22 protein-coding genes and 1 pseudogene are annotated in these 25,941 nt (G+C 66.9%); 14 read left to right on the forward strand and 9 right to left on the reverse strand.

Annotated elements, in window-relative coordinates:
- Positions 1-20: 20 nt before the first annotated feature.
- The gene (gltX, locus tag QFZ54_RS14170) at positions 21-1,346 is read right to left on the reverse strand and encodes a glutamate--tRNA ligase (RefSeq protein WP_307088097.1); all 1,326 of its coding nucleotides are present in this window, start codon (positions 1,344-1,346) and stop codon (positions 21-23) included.
- Between the two features lie 97 nt (positions 1,347-1,443).
- Between gltX and QFZ54_RS14175 the strand changes: the two genes are divergently transcribed.
- The 5 genes from QFZ54_RS14175 to QFZ54_RS14195 all read left to right on the forward strand — a co-directional run bounded on the left by QFZ54_RS14175 (position 1,444) and on the right by QFZ54_RS14195 (position 7,266).
- Positions 1,444-2,382: a ribose-phosphate pyrophosphokinase gene (locus QFZ54_RS14175; protein WP_093398251.1), complete on the forward strand. Its 939-nt coding sequence runs from the start codon at positions 1,444-1,446 to the stop codon at positions 2,380-2,382.
- A gap of 498 nt (positions 2,383-2,880) precedes the next feature.
- Positions 2,881-4,083, forward strand: coding sequence for an ADP-forming succinate--CoA ligase subunit beta (sucC, locus tag QFZ54_RS14180; protein ID WP_056053980.1), 1,203 nt, complete (start codon positions 2,881-2,883; stop codon positions 4,081-4,083).
- A gap of 245 nt (positions 4,084-4,328) precedes the next feature.
- On the forward strand, positions 4,329-5,075 hold the full coding sequence (locus QFZ54_RS14185) for an electron transfer flavoprotein subunit beta/FixA family protein (protein WP_307088099.1): 747 nt from the start codon (positions 4,329-4,331) through the stop codon (positions 5,073-5,075).
- Entirely contained in the window at positions 5,072-6,001 is a 930-nt protein-coding gene (locus tag QFZ54_RS14190; RefSeq protein ID WP_307088101.1) for an electron transfer flavoprotein subunit alpha/FixB family protein, read from the forward strand. The genes QFZ54_RS14185 and QFZ54_RS14190 overlap by 4 nt, the downstream gene beginning before the upstream one ends.
- A gap of 506 nt (positions 6,002-6,507) precedes the next feature.
- Positions 6,508-7,266, forward strand: coding sequence for an energy transducer TonB (locus tag QFZ54_RS14195; RefSeq protein ID WP_307088103.1), 759 nt, complete (start codon positions 6,508-6,510; stop codon positions 7,264-7,266).
- Positions 7,267-7,269: 3 nt separating this feature from the next.
- On the opposite strand, the gene QFZ54_RS14200 is transcribed toward QFZ54_RS14195, so the two are convergent.
- Positions 7,270-8,367 carry an acyltransferase family protein gene (locus QFZ54_RS14200; protein WP_307088106.1) on the reverse strand — a complete coding sequence of 366 codons (1,098 nt, stop codon included), beginning with the start codon at positions 8,365-8,367 and terminating at the stop codon, positions 7,270-7,272.
- Positions 8,368-8,464: 97 nt separating this feature from the next.
- Here QFZ54_RS14200 and QFZ54_RS14205 point away from each other — a divergent pair, with 97 nt between their 5' ends.
- Positions 8,465-9,694 carry a dipeptidase gene (locus tag QFZ54_RS14205; RefSeq protein ID WP_307088108.1) on the forward strand — a complete coding sequence of 410 codons (1,230 nt, stop codon included), beginning with the start codon at positions 8,465-8,467 and terminating at the stop codon, positions 9,692-9,694.
- A 146-nt stretch (positions 9,695-9,840) separates the two neighbouring features.
- Here QFZ54_RS14205 and QFZ54_RS14210 read toward each other — a convergent pair whose 3' ends face one another.
- The 5 genes from QFZ54_RS14210 to QFZ54_RS14230 all read right to left on the reverse strand — a co-directional run bounded on the left by QFZ54_RS14210 (position 9,841) and on the right by QFZ54_RS14230 (position 14,878).
- Positions 9,841-11,073, reverse strand: a complete 1,233-nt coding sequence (locus QFZ54_RS14210) for an MFS transporter (protein WP_307088110.1) — start codon at positions 11,071-11,073, stop codon at positions 9,841-9,843.
- On the reverse strand, positions 11,063-12,067 hold the full coding sequence (locus QFZ54_RS14215; RefSeq protein WP_307088112.1) for a histone deacetylase family protein: 1,005 nt from the start codon (positions 12,065-12,067) through the stop codon (positions 11,063-11,065). Before QFZ54_RS14215 ends, QFZ54_RS14210 begins: the two co-directional genes overlap by 11 nt.
- A gap of 91 nt (positions 12,068-12,158) precedes the next feature.
- Positions 12,159-12,716, reverse strand: coding sequence for a 2'-5' RNA ligase family protein (locus QFZ54_RS14220; protein ID WP_307088114.1), 558 nt, complete (start codon positions 12,714-12,716; stop codon positions 12,159-12,161).
- Positions 12,717-12,932: 216 nt separating this feature from the next.
- The gene (locus tag QFZ54_RS14225) at positions 12,933-14,513 is read right to left on the reverse strand and encodes a lysine--tRNA ligase (RefSeq protein WP_307088116.1); all 1,581 of its coding nucleotides are present in this window, start codon (positions 14,511-14,513) and stop codon (positions 12,933-12,935) included.
- Between the two features lie 59 nt (positions 14,514-14,572).
- Positions 14,573-14,878 carry a hypothetical protein gene (locus QFZ54_RS14230; RefSeq protein WP_307088118.1) on the reverse strand — a complete coding sequence of 102 codons (306 nt, stop codon included), beginning with the start codon at positions 14,876-14,878 and terminating at the stop codon, positions 14,573-14,575.
- A 261-nt stretch (positions 14,879-15,139) separates the two neighbouring features.
- Between QFZ54_RS14230 and QFZ54_RS14235 the strand changes: the two genes are divergently transcribed.
- The gene (locus QFZ54_RS14235) at positions 15,140-17,839 is read left to right on the forward strand and encodes an ATP-dependent DNA helicase (RefSeq protein ID WP_307088121.1); all 2,700 of its coding nucleotides are present in this window, start codon (positions 15,140-15,142) and stop codon (positions 17,837-17,839) included.
- An 8-nt stretch (positions 17,840-17,847) separates the two neighbouring features.
- Entirely contained in the window at positions 17,848-18,387 is a 540-nt protein-coding gene (locus tag QFZ54_RS14240; protein ID WP_307088122.1) for a SixA phosphatase family protein, read from the forward strand.
- Between the two features lie 259 nt (positions 18,388-18,646).
- Here QFZ54_RS14240 and QFZ54_RS14245 read toward each other — a convergent pair whose 3' ends face one another.
- Both QFZ54_RS14245 and QFZ54_RS14250 read right to left on the reverse strand, forming a co-directional pair.
- On the reverse strand, positions 18,647-19,171 hold the full coding sequence (locus QFZ54_RS14245; protein ID WP_307088124.1) for a YceD family protein: 525 nt from the start codon (positions 19,169-19,171) through the stop codon (positions 18,647-18,649).
- Positions 19,168-19,674, reverse strand: coding sequence for a ubiquinol-cytochrome C chaperone family protein (locus QFZ54_RS14250; protein WP_307088127.1), 507 nt, complete (start codon positions 19,672-19,674; stop codon positions 19,168-19,170). The genes QFZ54_RS14245 and QFZ54_RS14250 overlap by 4 nt, the downstream gene beginning before the upstream one ends.
- A 134-nt stretch (positions 19,675-19,808) precedes the next feature.
- Between QFZ54_RS14250 and QFZ54_RS14255 the strand changes: the two genes are divergently transcribed.
- From QFZ54_RS14255 to QFZ54_RS14280, 6 genes and pseudogenes are all read left to right on the forward strand, one after another.
- A complete protein-coding gene (locus QFZ54_RS14255; RefSeq protein ID WP_307088129.1) occupies positions 19,809-20,312 on the forward strand; it encodes an outer membrane protein assembly factor BamE in 504 nt (167 codons plus the stop codon).
- Positions 20,313-20,574: 262 nt separating this feature from the next.
- Entirely contained in the window at positions 20,575-22,029 is a 1,455-nt protein-coding gene (locus QFZ54_RS14260; RefSeq protein ID WP_307088130.1) for a glycosyl transferase family protein, read from the forward strand.
- Positions 22,026-23,021: a hypothetical protein gene (locus QFZ54_RS14265; RefSeq protein ID WP_307088131.1), complete on the forward strand. Its 996-nt coding sequence runs from the start codon at positions 22,026-22,028 to the stop codon at positions 23,019-23,021. Before QFZ54_RS14260 ends, QFZ54_RS14265 begins: the two co-directional genes overlap by 4 nt.
- A 48-nt stretch (positions 23,022-23,069) precedes the next feature.
- Positions 23,070-23,984, forward strand: coding sequence for a sulfite exporter TauE/SafE family protein (locus tag QFZ54_RS14270; RefSeq protein WP_307088133.1), 915 nt, complete (start codon positions 23,070-23,072; stop codon positions 23,982-23,984).
- A 35-nt stretch (positions 23,985-24,019) separates the two neighbouring features.
- A complete protein-coding gene (locus QFZ54_RS14275) occupies positions 24,020-24,739 on the forward strand; it encodes a TIGR02186 family protein (RefSeq protein ID WP_307089478.1) in 720 nt (239 codons plus the stop codon).
- An 85-nt stretch (positions 24,740-24,824) separates the two neighbouring features.
- Positions 24,825-25,918: pseudogene (locus QFZ54_RS14280) on the forward strand (ATP-binding protein); the annotation flags it as partial.
- Positions 25,919-25,941 lie beyond the last annotated feature (23 nt).

Consider the following 25,941-nt stretch of genomic DNA (forward strand, 5'->3'; position numbering starts at 1 on the left):
CAACCCTCGCTAACGCGAGACTACCGCGCCGCGAGTCGCTCCAAAGCCCGCTCGTGCCCGATCAGCGGCAGCAACGCCGCCATGTCCGGCCCATGATCACGCCCCGTCAGCGCGCGCCTCAACGGCAGGAACAGCGCCTTCCCCTGGCGCCCCGTCTCAGCCTTCAACCGAGCCGTCAGCGCGTGCCACGGATCGCTCGACCAATCGATCTCACCCGCCGCCGCCAGCGCCTGATCGAGATACTCGACCTCCACGTCGCCCGCGACCGCAACAGGCCCCTCGATCACCCCCCACCAGTCCGCTGCATCCGCCAGCGTCACCAGGTTCGGCCGCACCGCCTCCCAAGCCGCCACGTCCATGCCATCGGGCAAGCGCCCAGCCACCGCCTCGAACGGCAGCGCATGCAAAATCCGCGCATTCAACTGCGCCAGTTCCGCCTCGTCGAACCGCGCCGGCGCCCGTCCGAACCTTGCAAAATCGAACCCTGCGATCAGCGGCGCAGCATCGGCGATCGGTTCGACCGGATCGCTCGTCCCGATCCGCGCCAGCAGCGCGCGCACCGCCTGCGGTTCGATCCCGACCTCACGGAAATGATCGACACCGAGCGACCCAAGCCGCTTCGACAGTTTCCCCTCGGCCCCCGTCAGCAAAGCCTCATGCGCAAACCGAGGCGGCGTCACGCCGAGCGCCGCGAACATCTGCAACTGGAGCGCGGTGTTCGACACATGATCCTCGCCCCGCACCACATGCGTCACGCCCATCTCGGCGTCGTCGATCGCCGACGGCAACATATACAGCCACGATCCGTCCGCGCGCCGGATAACCGGATCGCTCATCGTCCTCGCCTCGAAATGCTGCGGCCCGCGGATCAGGTCGTCCCAGTCGATCGCCGAGTCGTGGTCGAGCTTGAACCGCCAATGCGGCTTAACTCCGTCCGCCTCCAGCTTGACCCGCGCAGCCTCGTCGAGCGCCAACGCAGCCCGATCGTAGATCGGCGGCAAACCACGCCCGGCCTGGATCTTGCGCTTCAGGTCGAGCTCCTGCGAGGTTTCGTACGCGGGATACACGTGCCCGCTCGCGACCAGCGCCGCGAACCGCGCCTCGTACAGCGCGAACCGCGCGGACTGTCGTTCTTCCGCATCGGGCGTCATTCCGAGCCAGTCGAGATCGGCGCGGATCGCGTCGACGAAGCGTTCCTCGCTGCGTTCGGGATCGGTATCGTCGATCCGCAACACGAACGTGCCGCCCTGCGCCCGCGCGAACATCCAGTTGTGGAGCGCGGTGCGGATATTGCCGACATGCAGCCGGCCGGTGGGCGAGGGGGCGAAACGGGTGATCACGGTCATCCTGCCGCTGTACGTAGCCACGCGCCGGCGGGCAAACCCTTCCACGACACCGTTCGTGCGCCTAAGGGGTGCGCAATATCGAGCGGGAAATAGCTTCATGAAACTGATGACCGGCAATTCGAACCTGCCGCTGGCGCAGGAAATCTCCGCCTATCTCGAGATCCCGCTAACCGACGTCAGTGTGCGCCGCTTCGCCGACGAGGAGGTCTTCGTCGAGATTAACGAGAACGTCCGCGGCGAGGACGTGTTCGTGATCCAGTCGACCGGCTATCCCGCCAACGACAACCTCATGGAACTGCTCATCATGATCGACGCGCTCAAGCGCGCGTCGGCGCGGCGCATCACCGCGGTGATCCCGTACATGGGTTACGCGCGACAAGACCGGAAGCCGGGCCCGCGGACTCCAATCTCTGCCAAGCTGGTCGCCAACCTGATCACCGTCGCGGGCGCGAACCGCGTGCTGTCGGTCGATTTGCACGCTGGTCAGATCCAGGGCTTCTTCGATATTCCGACCGACAATCTCTATGCGGCGCCGGTCATGTCGGCGGACATCCTCGCGCGGTTCAAGGGCAAGAACCTGATGGTCGTGTCGCCGGACGTCGGCGGTGTCGTCCGTGCACGCGTCCTCGCCAAGCGACTCGACAATGCACCGCTCGCGATCGTCGACAAGCGCCGTGAGCGCGCGGGCGAGTCGGAGGTGATGAACATCATCGGCGAGGTCGAAGGTCGCTTCTGCATCCTGGTCGACGATATCGTCGATTCGGCGGGCACGCTGTGCAACGCGGCGGCGGCGCTGAAGGAAGCGGGTGCCGAGGACGTCGTCGCCTATGTCACGCACGGCGTCCTGTCGGGCGGCGCAGTCGCCCGCGTCGAGGGCTCTGAACTGCGAGAGCTGGTGATCACCGACTCGATCGGGAATCACGAGGTCATCAAGGGCGCACACGGCAAGATCCGCCATCTGCAGATCGCGCCGTTGCTCGGTGAGGCGATCAAGCGGATCGCGGACGAGACGAGCGTGTCGAGCCTGTTCGACTGACGGAAGCAGGCGCAGCCACGCCCGCACCGATCCCCGCACGTGCGAGCAGCGTCCGACCGCGGCCTTGCCGACGTCCCTTGCCGTTCTCCTGCGAACGCAGGAGCCCAGGGTAACTAAGCACGAAACTGAATAATCCTGGGTTCCTGCGTTCGCAGGAAAACGGGTGGTCTCAATCGCCTATCGCTGGCTCAACGCGACGATATGATCGAACACCGCGGGATGCAGCGGTTTCGCGAACGCGACCACCGCCTCGAGCGCAACCAGACCCGGCAAACGCACCAGCCTCAGCCGAGGCCGGAATAGTTGCGCCCAAACGGCGTTCGAGCCGGTCTTCGAGTATTTTTCCGTGCCGATGCGGCAACGAAATCCAGGCTCGCGCTACCCTCTATTGATAACGATACGCAACTGCAAATGCCTTAAGGGTGGATTTGCCGCGCGCCCTGTGCTTTACGCCGATGCAATTCCCGAGTTTCCTAAAAATTGCGTGGAGCCTTCCCGATGAACATCCATGAATACCAGGCCAAGGAACTGCTGGCCAAGTTCGGCGTCCCCGTGCCCGCAGGCTTCGCGGCCTTGACCGTCGAAGAGGCCGTCGAGGCCTCGAAGAAGCTTCCCGGACCGCTCTATGTCGTCAAGGCGCAGATCCACGCCGGCGGCCGCGGCAAGGGCAAGTTCGTCGAGCTCGGTCCCGATGCGAAGGGCGGCGTCCGCCTCGCCAAGACCGAGGACGAGGTTCGCGCGGCCGCGACCGACATGCTCGGCAACACGCTCGTCACGATCCAGACGGGTGACGCGGGCAAGCAGGTCAATCGCCTGTACGTCACCGACGGCGTCGACATCGACAAGGAATTCTACCTCGCGCTGACGCTCAACCGCACCACCGGCCGGGTGATGATGGTCGTCTCGACCGAAGGCGGCATGGACATCGAAGCGGTCGCGCACGACACGCCCGAGAAGATCCAGTCGATCGACATCGACCAGGCGACCGGCTTCATGCCGCATCACGGCCGCGCCGTTGCCGCAGCTCTGAAGCTGACCGGCGATCTCGCCAAGCAGGCCGCGAACACCGCGTCGAAGCTGTATGACGCGTTCATGGGCACCGATGCCGAGCAGATCGAGATCAACCCGCTCGCGGTCACTAACGACGGCAAGCTGATGGTGCTCGACGCGAAGGTCGCGTTCGACGGCAACGCGCTGTTCCGCCACAAGGACCTGCTCGAACTGCGCGACGAGACCGAGGAAGATCCCGCCGAGCTCGAAGCGTCGAAGTACGACCTCGCCTACATCAAGCTCGATGGCGACATCGGCTGCATGGTCAACGGCGCCGGCCTCGCGATGGCGACGATGGACATCATCAAGCTCAACGGCATGTTCCCCGCCAACTTCCTCGACGTCGGCGGCGGCGCCAACAAGGAGAAGGTGACCGCGGCGTTCAAGATCATCCTCGCGGATCCGAACGTTAAGGGCATCCTGGTCAACATCTTCGGCGGCATCATGAAGTGCGACATCATCGCCGACGGCATCGTCGCGGCGGCGAAGGAAGTGAACCTCTCGGTGCCGCTGGTCGTCCGCCTCGAGGGCACGAATGTCGAGAAGGGCAAGGAGATCCTCGCGAACTCCGGCCTGGCGATCGTTCCTGCGAACGACCTCGGCGATGCAGCTAAGAAGATCGTCGCAGAGGTGCAGAAGGTCGCGGCCTAACCGCCTTCGACTACGCATACTGATTCTGCGAAAAGAGGGGCTCGGACGGAAACGTCCGGGCCCTTTTTCGTTGATATTGCATACTACCGGGCAGGTGGTCCGATCGGCATCTCGCCGTGATGCTACGGCATAGCGATGTTTCCATACCGGACTTGCGAAAACGACGCGAAACCGCCATCTGTCCGGCCAACGCCGCCGGGTAACCAGCGGGCGAAACGAATAGATTCACCTTGGAAGGAATCCCGATGAAGGTGCTGGTGCCGGTCAAGCGCGTGCTTGACTACAACGTGAAGCCTCGCGTGAAGGCGGACGGAACGGGCGTCGATCTGGCGAACGTCAAGATGAGCATGAACCCGTTCGACGAGATCGCGGTCGAGGAAGCGATCCGCCTGAAAGACAAGGGCGTGACCGAGATCGTCGTCGTCTCGATCGGCGAGCAGAAATCGCAGGAAACGTTGCGTACCGCGCTCGCGATGGGCGCCGATCGCGCGATCCTCATCGTCAGCGAGACCAAGGTTGAGCCCCTCGGCGTCGCCAAGATCCTCGCCAAGATCGTCGAGGAGGAAAAGCCCGACATGGTGATCCTCGGCAAGCAGGCGATCGACGACGATAACAACCAGACCGGGCAGATGCTCGCCGGCCTGCTTGGCTGGGGCCAGGGCACGTTCGCGTCGAAGGTCGAGATCGCCGATGGCTCGGTCAACGTGACGCGTGAAGTCGACGGCGGCGCGGAGACCGACACGCTGAAGCTCCCCGCGATCATCACCACCGATCTCCGCCTCAACGAGCCGCGCTACGCGTCGTTGCCGAACATCATGAAGGCGAAGTCGAAGCCGATGGCGCAAAAGACGCCGGCCGATTTCGGCGTCGACGTGACGCCGCGCCTGACCACGCTGAAGGTCGTCGAGCCCGCCAAGCGCTCGGCGGGGATCAAGGTCGCCGATGTCGACGCGCTGGTCGGCAAGCTCAAGGAAATGGGAGTCGCCAAGTGAAGACGCTCGTCTGGGTCGAACATGACGGTCAGGCCGTCAAGGATGCCACGCTGTCCGCGGTCACTGCCGCATCGCAGCTTGGCGAAGTCCATCTGCTTGTCGTCGGCCAGGGCGTCGACGGCGTCGCTGCCGAAGCCGCCAAGATCGCCGGCGTCGGCAAGGTGCACGTCGCCGACGACGCGGCCTTCGCGCACGCGCTCGCCGAGAACGTCGCGCCGCTGATCGTCGAGCTGATGGCGAGCCACGACGCGTTCGTCGCGCCGTCGACCACGCACGGCAAGAACATCGCGCCGCGCGTGGCCGCGCTGCTCGACGTCATGCAGATCAGCGACATCCTGTCGGTCGAGAGCGAAGACACGTTCACGCGACCGATCTACGCGGGCAATGCGATCGCGACGGTCCAGTCGTCGGATGCGAAGAAGGTGATCACGGTACGCGGCACGGCATTCGCCAAGGCCGCGACCGAGGGTGGTTCGGGCGAGATCGAAGCGGTCGCATCGACCGGCGACAAGGGTCTCTCGACCTTCGCCGGCTCGGAAATCGCCAAGAACGAGCGTCCCGAGCTGACCAGCGCGAAGATCATCGTCTCGGGCGGCCGTGCGCTGGCTTCGAGCGACCAGTTCCACGCGCTGATCGATCCGCTGGCGGACAAGCTCGGTGCGGGCGTCGGTGCCTCGCGCGCCGCGGTCGACGCGGGCTACGCCCCGAACGACTATCAGGTCGGCCAGACCGGCAAGATCGTGGCACCGGAAGTGTATGTCGCGATCGGCATCTCGGGTGCGATCCAGCATCTGGCGGGGATGAAGGACTCGAAGGTCATCGTCGCGATCAACAAGGACGAGGACGCGCCGATCTTCCAGGTCGCGGACATCGGCTTGGTCGGGGACCTGTTCAAGATCGTACCGGAGTTGACGGAGAAGCTATAAGCCCGAGCGAGGCGTGCAGCAGCACGCCGCTAAGAACCAGCAAAGCGCAGGTTCGCACGCGAAAGGCCGGCCGGCGGTGCTTCAGCGCCGACCGACGACGCGGGATTTACTCCCGCGTCGCGCGCCAGAAACGGGCGGTGTGACTGCGGTCGCACCGCCCGTTCTAGTGTCTGCCGAACATGCAGGTCTGCCGACGTCCAACCGATACGCTTAAAAACCGCAGTCTATCGTACCAAAAGCGAGCACCCACCCCGGCGAAGGCCGGGGCCAGTTGGGTGACGTCGCTCATCGAGCGTAGCGCTTCGTTATTGCGGCCTCTCCACCTGGACCCCGGCCTTCGCCGGGGAGGTGCTTGTGAGATCGGCACGCTCCGCTTCTAAAACCAAGCACGCCGCAGTACATCCCGGCCGCCTGCCAATGAACCTCGGAAGGGCTGACCTTTTGGTCGCCATGGCTCCCAACACCAGCCAGTTGTCGCCCACCGCGCCTCTCCCCAACTACCCAGCATGTACGGCGCCCACCCGAACTCGCGCGACCGCCTGCTATCCGCCGCCAGCGCAGCAACCCTCTGCGCCGTGATCGGCTACGCGCTCGTCCTCGGCCTGGGTGTCAGCCTTCCCAAAGTCATCCCCGACGCGTTGAAGACGTTCGCCGTCGGTCCCACACCACCGCCACCGCCGCCCGAAAAGATCATCCCCCGCCCCGCGAAGAGCCACCGCCCCGAGGGCGTAGCGTCCCCGGCCAATCTCCGCTCCAAGGCGACCGAACTCGTCATCCCCAAACCGATCATCCCCCCGATCGTCCCGCCACCACCAGTCATCGCCGCGTTCAAACCCGGCCCCGGCAGCGACGCCACCACCGGCGCTGCGCCCGTCCCCGGCCCGGGCACAGGGGCTGGCGGCGAAGGGAACGGCACGGGCAGCGGTCGCTTCGGAAATGGCGATGGCGACGGCGGCGAGGAGACGCCGCCCCGCCTCATCAAGGGTCGCTTCAAGAACAAGGACTTCCCCAATGCCGAGGCGGTGATCGGCGCGGGCGGGGTCGTCGGCGTCCGCTACACAGTCGAGACAGACGGCAGTGTCACGCACTGCAAAGTAACGCGCTCCAGCGGCAACGCGGTGCTCGACTCGACGACCTGCCGCCTGATCGAACTGCGCTTCCGCTACCGTCCCTGGCTAGACACCGCCGGCCGCCCGGTCCGCTCGACCGTCGTCCACAACCAGGAATGGGTGAACCAACTCGACCCGCCGTCACGCAACAACTGAAGCCTACCGTCCCAGCCGCCCCCCGCTGAGCACCCGCGCTACCGCTGGCGAAACTGTCATCAGCCCCCGCCCCAGAACGACCGTGACGCCGAGCACCAGCAACGGCTGCACCAGCAGATAGGCCGGATACAGCCCGGCCCCCAGCGCGCCGGTCGCCAGTCCGATCATCGGCCCGAACAGCCACAACAGCACCAGATGATCGCAGAAGGCGAGAAATCCGTAGCGCTCGATCCCCCGCAGCCGCTCAGCGACGCTGCTCCCCGCCAGCGCCCACGCCAGCCGCCAGAACAGCATCGCGGAGGCCAATCGAAACAATATGTCGAACGCCGCCATCACATGCGGATGCGCGTCGAAGAACGCGTTCCCTAGCAGCGCAGTCCACAGCCGCGGCGCGATCAGCACTACGAACGGCAGCGCACAGCGCGCGACAGGCCACCCCGCCACCTTCTCTGCCACGCCAAATCGCCGTGCGGCGATCCCGGCGGTAAAGAACAGCAGGATCTGCGGCCGCAACAGCAGCGGGACATGCACCCCGGACACGCTCCACACGACCACGATCAACGCGACCAGCGCCAGCCAGATACTCGACGCGCGCGCGAGAACCGGCGCGAGCATCATGCACACGAAAAGATCACGCAAGAACGGCATCTGCACGTTGATGTCGTTGGCGTGGGCGATCGGCACGAGTTCGTTCAGCGTCCAGCCGATGCTCGACGGCGTCGGGGCCTTCAGGTCACCGAAGATCGCCGCCGCCCCGACCAGCACAATCGCGATCGCATTCCACAGCAGCATCGGCAGCAGGATCGTTCGCGCCTTGCCGAGCAGGAACGGGCCATAGCCCCGTCGCGTCGCGGTCGAGACCACCAGCCAGCCGGAGATCATCCCGAGCAGCGGCACCGCGCTACGCCCGAAAATCTCGCCCAGCACGGTACGAAGAACCGCCTGCCAAGTGAACGCGACCGCCGCGAGTTCTTCCGCGGTCCGCCCGGTCCAGGCATGGACATAGACGATCCCCATGATCCCTATCAGCCGCGCGATCGCGATCGCGGTGGAGAGGCGGCTGTCCGCCTTACGCGCCGGTCCGGCCGTTCCAGTATCCAATTCCGCCTCTCCGCCTGCGTTCGGCGAGCGCCTTACCCGGCTTGTCGCACGCAAACACCTCCTTCAGGATGGAGCGGACGCCACGGGGGACCAAGACATGATCGCCGCATTCCTGCTGCTGGCCGCGCAGGCGAGCCCGGACGCCGCACTTTCTCGCCGGATCGAGCGCGTGCTGGAGCGCAGCCCGGTAATCGACGGGCATAACGACCTCGCCTGGGAAATCCGCGAGCTGCACGACGCGAAGGTCGAGGCGGTCGATCTCTCGGTCGACACCGCGCGGCTGCCGAACCCGCTCCAGACCGACATTCCCCGGCTACGGAAGGGCCATGTCGGCGGCCAGTTCTGGTCGGTCTACATCCCCGCCGATGCGCCGCGCGCGGTCGAGATGACGCTGGAGGAGGTCGATATCGTCCGCCGCTTCGTCGCGGCGAACCCGACGACGTTCGAACTCGCGACCACCGCCGCCGACATCCGACGGATCGAGAAGGCGGGGCGGATCGCGTCGCTGATCGGCGTCGAGGGCGGGCACCAGATCGACGGGCGGCTGTCGGTACTGCGGCAATATCGCGCGCTAGGTGTGGCGTACATGACGCTGACGCACGGCAAGAGCCTGAACTGGGCGGACAGCTCGACCGACGCGCCGCGCGCAAACGGGCTCAGCGATTTCGGGCGACAGGTGGTCGCCGAGATGAACCGCATCGGCATGATCGTCGACGTCTCCCACGTCTCGGACGCGACGATGGCCGCGGCTTTGGCGGCGACCAAGGCGCCGGTGATCGCCTCGCACTCGAGCGCCCGGGCGATCGCCGACGCGCCGCGCAACATCCCCGACGACCTGCTGCGTGCGATCGGCACGAATGGGGGCGTGGTGATGGTCAACTTCTACCCATCCTTCCTGTCGGCCGAGTGGCGGGCGTGGGACGTCGCGCGCTCAGCCTATGCGAAGTCGGTCGGCGTGCCGGCGGGGGTATACGGCGCCAAATCGCCCGCGCCTCTGGTGACGTGGGACGCGGCGCATCCCGAGCCGCAAGTCACCGCCGCGACGGTCGCGGATCATGTCGAGCATATCGCCAAGGTTGCGGGTCACGATCACGTCGGGATCGGCGGCGACTTCGACGGCATCCAGGGGACCGGGCCGATCGGGCTGAAGGGCGTCGACGGCTATCCGCTGTTGTTCGCCGAACTGGCGCGCCGGGGGTGGAGCGATGGCGATCTGGCGAAACTGTCCGGCGGCAACGTCCTCCGCGTCATGGAACGGGTCGAGACGGTCGCGAAGAGCATGGCGGGTATCCCGCCGATCGATGCGACGGATGTGGCGTCGCGATAGAAGGGGTGAGGGAAGCCAGACTTCTTCTCCCCTCCCTGGAAGGGAGGGGCCGGGGGTGGGTCGGGTTCCGCGAGTCCGAACCTATGGGCACAAGCAGGCCAACCCACCCCAGCCCCTCCCTTTCCAAGGAGGGGAAAAGTCAGTCGTCAAGGATCCGGCATCCGCTGCGGCACCGGCGGCTCCCCCACCAGCGGCGGTACCGTGCGCAGCACCAGCCCGATCACCAGCGCCGTCACCCCCAGCAGCAAACAGAACGCCGTCACTCCCGGCCATCCGGCATGCGTCCACGCGAACCCGCCGGCCGATCCCAGCACGCTCGATCCCATATAATAGAAGAACAGATAGAACGCCGCCGCCTGCCCGCGCGAGCCCTGCGCGCGCCGCCCGACCCAGGCGCTCGCAATCGAATGCGCGCCGAAAAAGCCGATCGTCACCACCGCGATCCCCGCGATCACCAGCACCAGCGGCGTCATCGCGGTCAGCGCGACGCCGGCGATCAGCAGCACGACGGGCACCCAGAAGACCTTCCGCCGCCCAAGCCGCCCGGCAAGCGTCCCGAACTTCGCCGAACTCACCGAGCCGAGCACGTACAGCAGGAACACGCCGCCAACCGCCGCCTGGCTGAGGCTATAAGGCGGGCTCATCAACCGGAAGCCCGCATAGTTATAGATCGTGACGAACACGCCCATCAGCAGGAATGCCTCGAGATACAGCAGCGGCATCGCGCGATCGGTGAACAACGATCCGGCGCTCCGCAACAGCGCGCCCGGCCGTCCGACGCTCGGCGTGAAATTGCGTGACGGCGGCGCAAGCCGGCGGAATGCCTCAGCCATCGCGAGGCCGGCGATACCGACCGCGGCAAGCGCCCAGCGCCAGCCTTCGAGATCGGCGACGACGCTCACGACCAGCCGCCCGGCCATGCCGCCAAGCGCAGAGCCCGCGATATACAGCCCCATCGCCGCGCCGACCGCGCCCGCATCGACCTCCTCAGCGACATAGGCCATCGCCACCGCCGGCACGCCCGCGAGTGCAACGCCGGTCAGGAACCGCAGCACGAGCAACCCGCTCCACCCCGGCACGACCGCCGCCGCCAAGGTCAGGGCACCCGCCGCGAACATCGCCGCGATCATCAACGGACGCCTGCCGACGCGGTCCGACACGAACCCCGCGAACAGGATGCCGATCGCCAGCGGTCCGGTCGCGAGCGACACCGCGAGCGATGCCCCTTCCGCAGTCAGCCCGAATTGCGCGGCGAACAGCGGCAGCAACGGCTGCACCGAATAGAGCAGCGAAAAGGTCGAGAACCCCGCGAACAGCATCGCCAACGTGAGCCTGCGATAGGCTGGCGTGCCCAGAGCGATCGGCGCCTCAGAAGCCACTCAGGAAGCTCGCGACGTTGTGGCCGAGCGCGTCGACTGCGTAACCGCCCTCCATGACGATGACGGTCGGCCAACCGCGTGCCGCGATGTCGGCGGCGAGCACCGCATAGTCGGGCGTGGTCAGTTTGAAGTGTGAGATCGGATCGCCCTCCCACGTATCCGCGCCGAAGCTGACGATCAGCAGGCCGGGATCGAACGCGGCGATCGCTTCGAGTGCGGTGCTTTGTGCCCTGCGAAATGCATCGATCCGCGTGCCGTGGGGGAGGGGGAGGTTCAGCGTGGTGCCGATCCCTTCGCCTTCGCCGATCTCGTCGGCATGGCCCCAGTAGAACGGGTAGTCGGTTTTCGGATCGGCGTGGACCGAGGCGTAGAACACTTCGCCTCTGGCATAGAAGATATCCTGCGTACCGTTGCCGTGGTGATAGTCGATGTCGAGGATCGCGACGCGCGCGACGCCGGCATCGCGCGCGGCCTGCGCGGCGATCGCGGCGGTGTTGAGGTGGCAATATCCGCCGCAATAATCCGCCCCCGCGTGATGACCTGGCGGGCGGCACAGCGCGAACGCCGCGCGGTCGCCGTCGAGCACGGCGTGCGTCGCGGCGAGCGCAGACTGTGCGCTGCCATAGGAGGCGGCCCAGGCCTGCGGCGTGATCGGCGTGGTCGCGTCGAAGCTGTGCGCGCCGATCAGCGCATCGATCCGGGTCAGGTCGAGCGGCCGGCGCCCGCGGATCGGGAAGGTGTAGGGGATCGCGTCGCCCTCGCGTCCGGCTTCGCGCCACAGTCGCGCGGCGTCCTTCAGGAACGTGACGTACGGCGCGGGGTGGACGGCCAGGATCGGCGCCTCGCCGCGATCCTCCGGCGCTTCGACCGGACCGATCGCGCGCAGGATCGCATCGATCCGCGCGGGCGTCTCCGCATAGGCGGTGAACGCGCCGTTGTGCAGTTCGCGCGCTGGCGCATGGCTCCGCTGGGCCTCGTCGAAAAACAGCCGCATTGTTGCTCCTTGCTGCGCGGTCACGGGGGAAGAACCGACCGATCGCCTTGCGGGTCCTACCGGGTCGCGCGCGTTCGGCAAATTCGAAGGCTCAGAACAGCGCGAGTTGCCGATCGTCGTCGCCGTCCAGCAGCCAGCGCCCGATCACGTCGTGGCGCGTCCGGCCGACATGGCTATGGACCAGCACGAACGCATCCGCGGTCCAGCCGATCGGCGCGATGGCTTGCGTGAACGGCGCGCTCTCGCGGTAGCCGAGCGTCATGTGCGGACTGAACCGATAGCCTTCGCGGGCGCGCAACCCTGCCGACTCGCGTGCCACCGCGATCCGCTGATGCAGCGCGGCGAGCGAGACATTCTTGTGGCGCGGACGCAGCGCGATGGATCGCTCGCTGCCGACGACGGTATCGAATTGAAGCACAAACGGCGCCTCCTCGACCGCATCGCCGATTGCCTTCAGGTCGCGCTCCAACGCTGTCGATACACGGTCTTGGTCGTCGAGGATGTCGATCGTGACGTGGAGATGCTCGGGGCGGCGTTTGTCGCCGTCGGTCCCGAACCACGACGCTGCGGCGGTAATCTGGCGCGCGAGCGGGAGCGGCGGGCGGATCGCGAAGAACAGGCGGTGACGGGCGATCGGTCGATGGAACATGCCGGTTTCCGAATCGGGGGAAGCGGACGCGTTGCTAATATGTTCTGTACTATGTGTCGAGTTCGGGCGTGAAGTTGCATACTCAAAGTACCACCCCGGCGGAGGCCGGGGCCCAGTTGGAAAGGTCGCGGTAACGACACGCTGCATCCCGTTATGCACGTCCCCTAACTGCGCCCCGGCCTGCGCCGGGGTGGATATCTCTTTCAGGGTACGGCCTTAGCGCGCCAACGCTTCCGCAATCAGTTTCCGCGAGTTCTCCACCCCGTACAGCGCGATGAAGCTCCCCATCCTCGGGCCCTGTTCGGACCCCAGCAACGTCTCGTACAGCGCCTTGAACCAGTCGCGCAGGTTCTCGAACCCGCCGGTCTTGCCGATCTCATAGACGATGTTCTGGATATCCTCCGCGCTCGCCTCCGCCGGCAAGGCTGCGAGTTCCGCATCCAGCCGCTCCAGCGCCGCGACCTCGACACCCTCGGGCGCGCGCCGCTTCAGCGTCGGCGCGACGAAATCGCGGCTATAGGCCAGCGCATAGCCGATCAGCCGGTCGAGCTCCGGGTATTTCTCGGCCGACGCATCGGGCACGTAGTTGGCGAGATAGCCCCAGACCTGCTCCTTGCTCGCATCGCCCATCACCCCGACGAGGTTGAGCAGCAGTCCGAAGGTCACCGGCAGTTCGCCCGTCGGCAGCTTGCCGTCGTGGATGTGGTGCACAGGATTGCCGAGCTTCTGCTTCAGATCCTGGCCCGCATAATTGCCGCGGAACTGCCAATATTCGTCCACCGCGCGCGGGATCACGCCCATGTGCAGCGACTTCGCCTTCTTCGGCTCGCGATAGGCGTAGAAGGCCAGCGATTCCTCCGGGCCATAGGTCAGCCACTGTTCGAGGCTCAGCCCATTGCCCTTCGACTTCGAGATCTTCTCGCCATTCTCGTCGAGGAACATCTCGTAATTGAACCCTTCGGGCGGCCGCCCGCCGAGCACGCGCGCGATCTTCGACGACTGGGTGACCGAATCGATCAAGTCCTTGCCCGCCATCTCGTAGTCGACGCCGAGCGCGACCCAGCGCATCGCCCAGTCGACCTTCCACTGGAGCTTGGCCTTGCCGCCCAGAACGGACTGCGTGATACGCTGGCCCTCGTCTTCGAAGGCGATCAGCCCAGCCTCGGCATCGATCACTTCGATCGGCACCTGGAGCACGATGCCGCTGGTCGGCGAGATCGGCAGCACCGGCGAATAGGTCGCGCGGCGTTCGGCCCGCAGCGTCGGCAGCATCACGTCCTGGATGCCCTGGAAGTGACGAAGTACACCCTTCAACGCCTCGTCGAACCGCCCGCTCGTGTAATATTCGGTCGACGACGCGAACTCGTAGTCGAAGCCATAGCGATCGAGGAATTCGCGCAAAATCGCGTTGTTGTGTGCGGCGAAGCTCGAATGCGTCCCGAACGGATCGGGAATCTGCGTCAGCGGCTTGCCGAGATGCTCGCGTAGCATGTCGCCGTTCGGAACGTTGTCCGGCACTTTCCGCAAGCCGTCCATGTCGTCCGAAAACGCGATCAGTCGCGTCGGCGTGTCGCTCAGCGCATGGAAGGCGTTGCGCACCATCGTCGTGCGCAACACCTCGTTGAACGTGCCGATATGCGGCAGGCCCGACGGTCCGTAGCCCGTCTCGAACAGCACCGGGTCGCCCGACTTGCCGTTCGGATACCGCTTGAGGAGTTTGCGCGCCTCCTCGTACGGCCAAGCTTTGGACTCGAGGGCGGCTGCTTCGAGAGCAGGGGGGCGGAGGTCATCGGTCATAATGCATCGCGACTAGCGCGTGCATTCGTCTCCGTCACCCCCACTGCCGCGTGTGCCTATCAGCGGCAACGATCCTTCGCGGTGATCGTCCGGTCGACCGCGCGGCCCCCAAGCGCGCCCGCTGCACCGCCGGCCAGCGTGCCAAGCAAGCCGCCGCCAACCGCATTACCAAGCACCGCGCCGCCGACGCCGCCTGCGACCAAGCCGGTCGTGCCGCTCGAATGACGGCAACGCTTTGCGCGGTAGCGACGGTCATGCCCGCGATACTCACGCTTCGAACGTGCCTCGGCCTTGCCCGTGGGGATCACGGTGGCGGCCGGGATTGCGAGCGAGAGCGCGCTCAACGCCATGAGAAACTTCCGCATGATGATCGTCCCTGTTGATGTAGGTAAAGTTCGGTATCGAAGGAGCAGCAACGCACGTGGACCGTGCCGGTTGCGTAACGGCCGACGTGGATGAGTTTGCCGGGCGAGGGCGGTCTGCACGATTTTAGGTGGTGCAGCGCTGCAGGCTGAAACCACAGCATGTTTCCCCGCGAAGGCAGGGGTCCAGACTGGGTCCCATCTTCGGGGGAGAACAAGCAGCAAAAGGTTGCCCTTTCGTTCCCCGTCCCGCAAGGTCGCGCGGTGCTTCGCTATCCTGCCCTCCACGCCAGCCACGCCGGCATCTGGATCGCGAATGCGGACGGGGCGCGGCCGATCGGGCGAGGCGAGGCGATCCGGATCGCCGCCGACACGCCGGTCATCATGCTCAACGCGCCGCTCGTCGGGCAGCGCCTCGGCTATCCCGATCTGTCGGGGCTCGACCTGCTCGAACTCTACGCATTCCTCCGCCCCGCCCAATTCGCGGTGCCGACACCCAAGGGGATCGCGCGAGTTACTGGCCTGGACGTGCCGAGCGAGGATGCCGAGGTCGCGCCGTTCCTGCTGCGTGCGGCGGAAGCGATGCTGGCGCTCACCGATACGGACTGGCCCGAGCGCGAAGGTGCATGGACCGCGGCGCAATCGCTGTTCCGCCTGCGCTGGCCCTGGGCGCCCGTCGTCGCCGAGCGGCTGAAGAAACCGTCCGTCAACGAACGCTGGCTGTTCTCGTCGCTCCCCGAATGGGAGGAGCACGCGCCACGACCCGCCCCGCGTACCGTGACGATCGAGCCGGGCGATGCCGAGGCGCGGCTCGTCGACCTCACCGGCCACGGTGCGGAGGAACGCCCCGGCCAGCGCGCCTATGCCGGCGCCGCCACCGCCGCGTTCGCGCCGCGGGCGATGCGCGACACGCCCAATCTCGTCCTCGCCGAAGCCGGTACCGGGATCGGCAAGACGCTCGGCTACCTCGCCCCAGCCTCGCTCTGGGCGGAGAAGGCAGGCGGCGCGGTGTGGATCTCGACCTACACCAAGACGCTGCAACGCCAGCTCGGCCAGGAAACCGCGCGCCTCTATCCCGACGCCGCGATCCGCAAAGCCAAAGTTGTCACGCGCAAGGGCCGCGAGAATTACCTGTGCCTGCTCAACCTCGAGGACGCCCTCCAAGGCGGGTTCGCAGGCCGCGCGGCGATCCTCGCGCACCTCGTCGCGCGCTGGGCCGCGTACAGCGCGGACGGCGACATGGTCGGCGGCGACCTCCCCGGCTGGCTACCAACCCTGTTCCGCCGCAACGGCTCGACCGCGCTGACCGACCGGCGCGGCGAGTGCGTGTACGCCGGCTGCCCGCACTACCGAAAATGCTTCATTGAGCGCGCCGCCCGCGCCTCGTCCGACGCCGACATCGTCATCGCCAACCACGCACTGGTGATGGTGAATGCAGCACGAGGGCGCGAACTCGCCACGCGACCGACGCGGTACGTGTTCGACGAGGGCCATCACATCTTCGACGCTGCCGATTCGATGTTCGCGACCGCGCTGACCGGCGCCGAGACAATCGAACTGCGCCGCTGGATCCTCGGCCCCGAATCGAGCGGTCGCGGTCGCAGGCGAGGGCTGGCCGCACGCCTGTCCGATCTCGCCAGCTACGACGAACAGGGCGCGCGGGCGATTTCCGACGCGGTGACCGCCGCGGGGGCGCTGGCGGCCGACGGCTGGCTGCAACGCCTCGGCGAAGGCGCGCCGTTCGGGCCGATCGAGACGCTCCTCGCTGCCGTCCGCGGGCTCACCTACGCGCGGGCCGAGCAACCGGGCGACGCGGGCTATGGCCTGGAGACCGAACTCGCCGAACCCGACGCCACGCTGATCGAGGCCGCCGCACCCGCCGCCGCCGCCCTCGACGCACTCGTCCGTCCGCTCGTCACCCTCGGCCGCCGCCTGGAAGCTGTGCTCGCCGAAGCCCCCGACTGGATGGACGCGCCCGCCCGAGCCCGAGTCGAAGGCGCGATCGCCTCGATCGGCTGGCGCGCGGAGACGGTGGCGTCGTGGCTGTCGCTGCTCGCGCGCGTCGGCGGACCGGTCGATGGCGATTTCGTCGACTGGCTCGCGGTCGATCGGATCGAGGGCCGCGAGTTCGACATCGGCCTCCACCGCCACTGGCTCGATCCGACGCGGCCGTTCGCCGAAATCGTCCTGAAGCCCGCCCACGGCGCGCTCGTCACCTCGGCCACGCTCACCGGCGGCGGCGACTGGGAAGTAGCCGAAGCCCGCACCGGTGCGCCGCATCTCCTGCGACCCGCCGCCCGGTTCGAGGCGAAGAGCCCGTTCGACTACACCCGCCAGGCCGAAGTCCTGATCGTCACCGACGTGAAGCGCGGTGATATCGGCGCGCTCGCCAACGCCTATGCGCAACTGATCGTCGCCAGCCGAGGCGGCACGCTCGGGCTGTTCACCGCGATCCGGCGACTGCGCGGCGTGCATGGCCGCATCGCCGATCGACTCGCGCGCGAAGGTCTGCCGCTCCACGCACAGCACGTCGATCCGATCGACACGGGCACGCTGGTCGACATTTTCCGCGACGACCCGGGCGCGTCGCTGCTCGGCACCGATGCGCTCCGCGACGGCGTCGACGTGCCCGGCGAGTCGCTGCGACTCGTGGTGATGGAAGGTGTGCCGTGGGCGAAACCGTCGGTGCTCCACGCCGCGCGGCGGCTCGCGGGCGGTGGTTCGGCGTATGACGACCGGCTCGTCCGCGCACGGCTCGCGCAGGCATTCGGCCGGCTGATCCGCCGCGCCGACGACTCCGGCGTTTTCGTGATGCTTTCCGCCGCGATGCCGTCGCGACTGCTTAGCGCGTTCCCGCCAGGCGTGCCGATCGCGCGCGTCACGCTCGAAGAAGCGGTGGCCCGAGTCGCAAGCCGGCTTTCCTCGCGGGCAGCGGTAGGGCATGAAAGCCGCGAACCCGCTTGAGGATTGCCATGAAGACGTTGACGCTGTTGCGCCACGCCAAGTCCGGCTGGGACGACCCGGTCGCACGCGATTTCGACCGCCCGCTCAACGCCAAGGGCAAGCGCGCGGCGGCGATGGTCGGTCGGCACATGCGGTCGCTGGGATTGGCATTCGATCATGCGATCGCCTCGCCGGCGGTGCGGGTTACCGAGACGCTGGAGCAGATCGAATCGGGCTATGGCCGGACGATCGCGCCTGCCTGGGACCGGCGCGTGTATCTGGCTTCGGCGGCGACGTTGCTGGATGTGGTGCACGGATTTCCAGCGGAGACGCAGAGCGTGCTGCTGGTCGGGCATAATCCCGGGCTGGAGGATCTCGTCCTGATGCTGGTTGCGGATGGGGCTGACCCGCTGCGCGATGCGGTCGAGGATAAATATCCGACCGCGAGTATTGCGGAGCTTCAGTTCGATGCGGGGAGTTGGGAAGACATCGGTTCGGCTACCGCGCGTCTGACCCGCTTCATCCGCCCTCGCGATCTGGACCCGACGTTGGGCCCCGACGCGGACTGAAACTTGTTTCCCCGCGAAGGCGGGAATCCAGTCTGGGCACCCGCCTTCGCGGGTGAACAAGGGGGCGGGATATGCCCTCGAACGCGCTCCACCCCGACGGAGGCGGAGCCCGATCCGACACCGTCGCGGCGCTAGCCCAGCTCTTCACCCCCCCCTGGAAGGGAGGGGCCGGGGGTGGGTCGGCCGATTGGCTACCCCAGCCTTCGAACAACGGGCCAACCCACCCCCAACCCCTCCCTTCCAGGAAGGGGAGCTAGATTCACCCCTTCCCCGCCATCCTCGCCTTCAAATCCGAAAACGCATTCGCCGGCCGGAACTCGTCCTCGCTGATCACCCCCGCCGCCGCCAGCGCGGCTGCCGCATTCGGCCCACGCGGGAACGGGTCGATCGACAGCGCCAGAGTGTCCGCTGCAGCCTCGCCCAGATCGATCGTCCCGCCCTGGATCGCCACCATGTCGAGCGCATCGTCGGACAGCTCGACCTCGTCGCCCTCGGCGATCAGCTGCTCGACGAACAGCAGCGCGACCGGCTCGTCGATCTGCGTATCGAGCGGTTCGTCGGTGACCGAGCACGCCTGCACCGCCGCCCCGGTCACGCGGCCCTTCACGACGATGCCGCTCTCAGTGCGCTTGATACCCAACCGCGCGTCGAGTCGCGTGATCGACAGCAGCGCGAACCGCTTCGCCAGTACCGCACGCTCGTCCTCGTTGGCGACGATCTCGACGATCCGCTCGCGCTCGCCGATCGTGTCGAGGCGTTCGGGGCGGCTGAACTCGGGCTTCACGGCAATTCTCCAGATAACAGATTCGGTAGCGGCGTCGCAGCCAGCCCGGCATGAAACGCGGTCACCGAGTCGCGGACATGCGCCAGCGCCGCATCGTCCGGCGCCGATCCCCGGTACAGGTTCCGCACCAGAGCCGGCGCGATATCGCCCGCCGCCAGCCCCTCGCGGTACGCCCCGAGTCGCCCGCCCAGCATGCTCATCATCTTGCCGATATGCTTGCCGACGATGATGTCGCCAATCCCGATCTCGCGCAGCTGACCGTCCATGTCGTCGACGAACCGTTCCGCGAGCCGCGCGGCGGGCTCGCCACCCGCTGGCTCCGCCTCAAGCCGCAGCATGACGATCGCCAGCAGCGTCGCGATCATGTCGAAACGCCCGTCGACCGTGTCGGGCACTGCGCCTTCCCGGTACCAGTGTTCCGTGCGGGCCCGGCCGACGACGGCGTTATACAGCGGCAGCGCCTCATCGGGCTTCTCGCCGAGCAGTCTTCCCAACCAGCTCAAAATCTATCGTCCTCAACACGAAGCCGCGCTTCGGCTTGTTTGCCCGCGCATCCTCGCATATCGAGGCGATCGGCGGCCGATGCAATCGCGTGGGACCCGTCACGTGTTTTCGCGTGCCCCGGTTGGGAGTTTATATGAGCGTGTTTTCCGCCCGTACGGGTCTTGCCGCAGCGCTTGCGGTCGCCGCATTGGCCAGCGGGGGCTGCACTCAGTTGCGCTCGCACCAGGGCTATGTCGTCGACACCGACCTCGTCAACTCGGTCCAGCCGGGCGTGGATAACCGTCAGTCGGTGCTCCAGACGCTCGGCAAGCCGACGCTCGCGGGCCAGTTCGACCAGGGCGACTGGTATTACCTCGCGCGCGACAGCCGCAACCTCGCGTTCCGCAATCCACGCCCGAACGCGCAGATCACGCTACAGATCAGCTTCGACCAGAAGGGCACCGTCACCGCGGTCCGTCGCGGCGGCCTGGATCAGGTCGCTTCGATCACGCCGTACGGCAAGAAGACGCCGACCCTGGGTCGCGAGCGTGGGTTCTTCCAGGATCTGTTCGGTAACATCGGCACGGTCGGTGCGGCAGGGGCCGGCGGCGCCGGTGGCGGCAGCAACACCGGCGGCGGCGGGCGCAATCGGCCATAGCCTGTCGGTCACGATGGTGAGCCCGGTGTCGGTTTAGGCCGCACCGGCTGCCATTGCAGCGGTGCGGCCGGGCCGGGCATGGTCGGCACCGATCCCGAAAGGGGGGAAAGGGATCTTCGTCGTAACGCATGTTCGACGCAATGGTTCGGCGTGTCCGGGAAATTCGTCGAAGACCGGATTGCCGTTTGGCAAACATCCAATTCCGACCCGACTATCTCCGTTGTGGCGGTAACCGGCTGTACGCTGCCCGTGGGGGTGGGGCTTGGGCGAGTCGCTATGGATCATCGACGCGTCCGCACGCGAGATGCTGCTCTTCGCGGGTGTCGGGCTGCTGATCGGCGGGGTCGACGACCTGCTGGTCGATCTCCTCTATATCGGCCATCGGCTAGGGCGCCGTATCAGACACGGCGGTCGGCCTCGCCTGACCGTGGCGAGCTTGCCGCTGCCACGCATTCCCGGGTGTATCGCGGTGTTCGTCGCCGCATGGGACGAGGTCGCGGTCATCGGCGGGATGCTGACCACGGCGCTCCATCGCTACGAGCATGACGATTACCGCATCTATGTCGGCGCCTACCCCAATGACCGGGGAACGATCGATGCCATCGCCGCGGTAGCCGAACGTGATTCGCGTATCCGGCTCGTGATCGGGCACCGCGACGGGCCGACGACCAAGGCGGACTGCCTCAACACGATATGGCACGCCCTATGCCGGGACGACCTGCAGGCGCGAGCATCCGGACGGCAGCCTACCAAGGCCATCGTGCTGCATGACGCCGAAGACGTCGTCCATCCGCAAGAGCTGCGCGTGTTCGACAGCTTGATCGAACGCTATGACGTGGTTCAGCTTCCCGTCCTGCCGCTGGTCCACGCCGGCTCGCGGCTGGTGTCGGGGCATTATGCCGACGAGTTTGCCGAATCCCACGCCAAGCAGATCGTCGTTCGCACGGCCTTGGGCGCGGCGATGCCGCTCGCAGGCACCGGCTGTGCCATCGCGCCCGCGGTCCTCGCGTCCATTGCACAGGCGCGGGGTGGCGATCCGTTCGACGCCACCAGCCTGACCGAAGATTACGAACTGGGCCTGCGGCTCGCGGAGCTCGGCGCACGCGGCATCTTCGCCCGAGTCGCGGCGGACGACGCCGGGTCCGTGGTCGCGGTGCGCGCGTATTTTCCGTGCACGCTCGGCGGTTCGGTCCGGCAGAAGACCCGCTGGATGACGGGCATCGCACTCGCGGGCTGGGATCGTACCGGCTGGGGGAAGCCACGCGCGGTCGCCGACCACTGGATGCGGATGCGCGATCGACGCGCGCCGCTGGCAGTCGTGATCCTCGCGGTCGGCTATCTTGCCGTGCCGGTATGGCTGGCATCGTCGCTGCTGCATGGCCGAGCCGACCTGGCGTCGCCTTATGCCAATGGTGCCTATCCGATCGCCTTCTGGCTGCTGCTCGCCAATGGCGCGTTGCTGGCGTGGCGGCTCGGCGTCCGGATGGTGTTTACCGGGCGCAGTTACGGCGTGCGCGAGGCGTTCTGGGCGGTGCCGCGGTTCCTGGTCGGCAACCTCGTTTCGCTGATCGCCGCACCGCGCGCGGTGTTCGTCTATGTCGGCATGCTGCGGGGTGCCGCGCCGGTCTGGGACAAGACGCGTCACGAGTTTCCCGACCTTCCGTCCGACGATGTCGTCGCCCTCAACCATCCGGGCCTCGCCGCCGCGGCGCGATGAGCGTCGGCCGCCCGCTGCGCTTTCTCGCGCTGGCACTGGGCGGATGGGTGATGATACGCGTGGCGTTGCTGCTGCCGGAGGTCGCCTCGCTTCCACCGTTGGAGATGATCCCGCGCGTTATCGACGTGCTCGTGCCAAAAGTCGCGGCAGCGGCTCTAGTGCGATCGTCCGTCCCGCCGCGGGTGATGACGGTGCCACGTGTCGCTATCGCGCAGCCGATGGTCGCCAACCCGCGACCAAGGCAGGTACCAATACTCACGCTGCCGCTCTCGGTAGCGCTCGCTCTTCCCGATGTACCAGCCGTCGCAGCGCTTCAGACCTACGCCATCCCGTCGCCGGTAGCACCGCCCTTGGTCCCCAGAGGGCCGAATCGTCTCAGCGGAAGCGCGTGGCTACTCGCGCGCGGCGGTCCCGCCGGTACGGTGTCGGGAGGGCAGCTTGGCGCGTCGCAGGGCGGCCTGCGCCTAGCTTATGCCATCGGCAACCGCCGCAAGTTCGCGCTGGTGGCACGAGTCGCCACGCCGCTCGAAGGTGTCGGACGGGAGGCGGCGCTCGGGATCGAATGGCAACCGACGCGCTTGCCGATCCGCCTCGTCGCGGAACAGCGGTTCGCACTGGACGGCGGACGCGGCGGACCGACATTGGGCATCATTGCCGGCTATGGTCCGACCGATGTCGCATCGGGCATCCGCCTGGAAGCATATGGCCAGGCCGGCGCGATCGCACGAGACGGGATCGAAGGCTTCGTCGATGCCTCCGCACGACTCACGCATCCGCTCGGGACGCTTGCGGGGGCAGAGGTCGACATCGGCGTAGGCACATGGGCCAGCGCGCAACGCGACGCCGAACGCTTCGATATCGGCCCCTCGATCGTCGCCATGCTACCCGTCGCAAGCACGACCATCCGCCTGACGCTCGACTGGCGCGAACGCATCGCCGGCGGCGCGCGTCCGGGTTCCGGACCGGCCTTGTCGATCGGTAGCGACTTCTGAGCGGTCGAGCCTAGCCCCGCCCGCGCAATCCGGTGTAACGCTGCGGCCGTGGATCTGTATCTCCCCGTCGCCAACCTGTCGGTCAACGCGCTCGTCATCATCCTGCTTGGCGGGGGCGTCGGGCTGTTGTCGGGGATGTTCGGCGTCGGCGGCGGCTTCCTGACGACGCCGCTGCTGATCGTCTACGGCATCCCGCCGACCGTCGCCGCCGCCTCGTCCGCAAGCCAGGTGACCGGCGCCAGCGTGTCGGGCGTGTTCGCGCACTTCCGGCGCAAGGGTGTCGATACCAAGATGGGCGGGGTGCTCGTCGCAGGCGGCATCCTCGGCTCGTTCTTCGGCGCGTGGCTGTTCCGGCTGCTCCAGCAGAGCGGTCAGATCGATACCGTCATCGCGATCGTCTACGTGCTCATGCTGGGCTCGATCGGTGGCCTGATGGCCAAGGAATCGATCAGCACGATCGGCCGCGTGCGGACCGGACGCCCGCCAAAGGCCCGCAAACGTCGCCATCACCCGCTCGTCGCCGCGCTCCCGCTCAGGACGCGCTTCTACGCGTCGGGCCTCTATATCTCGCCGCTTGCACCGCTGTTGCTGGGCTTCTTCACCGGTATCCTGACGATCCTGCTCGGCATCGGCGGCGGCTTCATCCTCGTGCCCGCGATGATCTACCTGCTCGGCATGGCGACCTCCGTCGTGGTCGGCACCTCGTTGTTCCAGACGCTGTTCGTGACCGCAGTGGCGACGATGGTCCACGCGACCACCACCAAGGCCGTCGACATCGTACTGGCGGCTCTGCTCCTGCTCGGCTCGGTCGTGGGCGCTCAGGTCGGCGCGCGGTTCGCGACCAAGTTTCGCCCCGAATACCTCCGCCTCGCGCTCGCGCTCATGGTGTTGCTGGTCGGCACACGCATCCTGCTGGGGCTCATCTGGCGTCCCGAGGAGATCTTCTCGGTCGCGCTGTCGTGAAGCCGGGCTGGCTGGTCCTGCTCGCGCCGCTGCTGATGGCGCAGGCCAAGCCCGTGCTCGTCCCCGACGTATCCCAGCGCAATATCGAGATCGCCTACAGCTTCACCGGCGCCGAGCTGCTGCTGTTCGGCGCGATCCTCTATCCCGGCGGGCGCCTGCCGACCGGCGAGCAACCCACCGACATCGTCGTCGTCGTCAAGGGGCCGACCCAGTCGATCCTGATGCGCGAGAAGGAGAAGGTTGCCGGCATCTGGGTCAACGCCGCGCGCCTGCGATACCGCTCCGCCCCCAGTTTCTATGCGATCGCCTCGTCTAAACCGATCGACCGCCTCGTCGACGACCGGACGCGCGCGATCTACGAGCTGGGCCTCGACAGCCTGCAATTGTCGCCCGCGTCGAGCGCACCAGCACCGACGCAGGATCGCTTCCAGAAGGGGCTGGTCGACCTCAAGCGCCGCGCTGGCCTGTATTACGAGGCGCCGCGCGCGGTCGAGATCACCGACGGCGTGCTCTATCGTGCGCGCGTGTCGATCCCCGCCCGCGTGCCTGTTGGCCGCTTCACCGCGGAGACGTTCCTGATCCGCGACGGGCGCGTGCTGGCCGCCGCCGTGCGCGACATCGACATCCGCAAATCGGGCTTCGAACGATTCGTCGCGCGCGCCGCGGATCGATCGTCGGTACTCTACGGGCTGGTCGCGGTCGCGCTGTCGGTGTTCCTGGGCTGGGCGGCAGGCTGGATCGCGCGCAGGGTTTAACGCCTCCCAGCGACCAAACGCGCCGGTTTTCTCAGCAAGATCAACGCGGTCATCGGATCTTTACAATTATCACGACATTCCCGTCGCGCTGATCCTGCACCGCATCTGCGAGCTTGCGCCGCAAGGGCATATCGTGATGATCGATCCGCACGGCGAATATGCCGCCGCGTTCAAATCGAACGGTGCGATCTACGACGTCTCGAACCTGCAGATGCCGTATTGGCTGATGAACTTCGAGGAGCATTGCGAGGTCTTCCTGACCAGCAGCGGCTCCGCGCGACAGTTCGATGCCGACATCCTCGCCAAATGCCTGCTCGCGGCGAGGGCGAAAGCCGCCTCGGGCAGGAGATCGCCAAGCTCACCGTCGATGCGCCGATCCCTTACATGCTGAGCGACCTGACGACGATCATCAGTGCCGAGATGGGCAAGGTGGACCGCGCCGGCGACACCGCGCCCTATCTGCGGCTCAAGTCCAAGATCGACGAGATCAAGGCCGATCCGCGTTACGGCTTCATGTTCTCGGGCATGCTCGTGGCGGACACGATGGCGAGCTTCCTCGCGCGCATCTTCCGCCTGCCCGGCGACGGCAAGCCGATCTCGATCATCGACGTCTCGGGCGTGCCGTCGGACATCACCTCCGTCGTCGTCGCGGTGCTGGCGCGGATGACGTTCGACTTCGCGATCTGGTCGCGCAACGAACCGCAACGCCCGATCCTGCTCGTTTGCGAGGAAGCGCATCGCTACATCCCGGCGGGGCAGGAGGCGAACAGCTCGGTCGGTCGCATCCTGGGTCGGATCGCCAAGGAAGGCCGCAAATACGGCGTGTCCTTCGGGCTGATAACGCAGCGCCCGTCCGATCTTGCGGAGGGCGTGTTGTCGCAGTGCGGCACGATCATCGCGATGCGCCTCAACAACGACCGCGATCAGGCCTTCGTCCGCGCCGCAATGCCGGAGGGCGCGCGCGGCTTCCTCGACTCGATCCCAGCGCTGCGCAATCGCGAGTGCATCATCTGCGGGGAGGGCGTGACGATCCCGATCCGCGTGAGCTTCGACGGGTTGGAGGAATCGAAGCGCCCCGCCTCGGGCGACCCGCTATTTTCCGAACTATGGCGCGACGTCGGCGGCGAGGACCAGATCATCGGCCGCACCATCCAGCGCTGGCGGGCTCAGGGGAAATAGTGACCCCACATCTGCTCCCCACC

It is taken from the genome of Sphingomonas faeni (assembly GCF_030817315.1).
In the GTDB taxonomy this organism is placed as follows: Bacteria; Pseudomonadota; Alphaproteobacteria; order Sphingomonadales; family Sphingomonadaceae; genus Sphingomonas; species Sphingomonas faeni_C.

Coding starts and splice junctions, on each gene's coding strand:
- QFZ54_RS14175 (WP_093398251.1), top strand. CDS start 1,444: ATGAAACTGATGACCGGCAATTCGAACCTGCCGCTGGCGCAGGAAATC.
- QFZ54_RS14220 (WP_307088114.1), bottom strand. CDS start 12,716: ATGTTCCATCGACCGATCGCCCGTCACCGCCTGTTCTTCGCGATCCGC.
- QFZ54_RS14265 (WP_307088131.1), top strand. CDS start 22,026: ATGAGCGTCGGCCGCCCGCTGCGCTTTCTCGCGCTGGCACTGGGCGGA.
- QFZ54_RS14195 (WP_307088103.1), top strand. CDS start 6,508: ATGTACGGCGCCCACCCGAACTCGCGCGACCGCCTGCTATCCGCCGCC.
- QFZ54_RS14240 (WP_307088122.1), top strand. CDS start 17,848: ATGAAGACGTTGACGCTGTTGCGCCACGCCAAGTCCGGCTGGGACGAC.
- QFZ54_RS14215 (WP_307088112.1), bottom strand. CDS start 12,067: ATGCGGCTGTTTTTCGACGAGGCCCAGCGGAGCCATGCGCCAGCGCGC.
- QFZ54_RS14205 (WP_307088108.1), top strand. CDS start 8,465: ATGATCGCCGCATTCCTGCTGCTGGCCGCGCAGGCGAGCCCGGACGCC.
- QFZ54_RS14225 (WP_307088116.1), bottom strand. CDS start 14,513: ATGACCGATGACCTCCGCCCCCCTGCTCTCGAAGCAGCCGCCCTCGAG.
- QFZ54_RS14230 (WP_307088118.1), bottom strand. CDS start 14,878: ATGCGGAAGTTTCTCATGGCGTTGAGCGCGCTCTCGCTCGCAATCCCG.
- QFZ54_RS14255 (WP_307088129.1), top strand. CDS start 19,809: ATGAGCGTGTTTTCCGCCCGTACGGGTCTTGCCGCAGCGCTTGCGGTC.
- QFZ54_RS14185 (WP_307088099.1), top strand. CDS start 4,329: ATGAAGGTGCTGGTGCCGGTCAAGCGCGTGCTTGACTACAACGTGAAG.
- QFZ54_RS14275 (WP_307089478.1), top strand. CDS start 24,020: ATGGCGCAGGCCAAGCCCGTGCTCGTCCCCGACGTATCCCAGCGCAAT.
- sucC (WP_056053980.1), top strand. CDS start 2,881: ATGAACATCCATGAATACCAGGCCAAGGAACTGCTGGCCAAGTTCGGC.
- gltX (WP_307088097.1), bottom strand. CDS start 1,346: ATGACCGTGATCACCCGTTTCGCCCCCTCGCCCACCGGCCGGCTGCAT.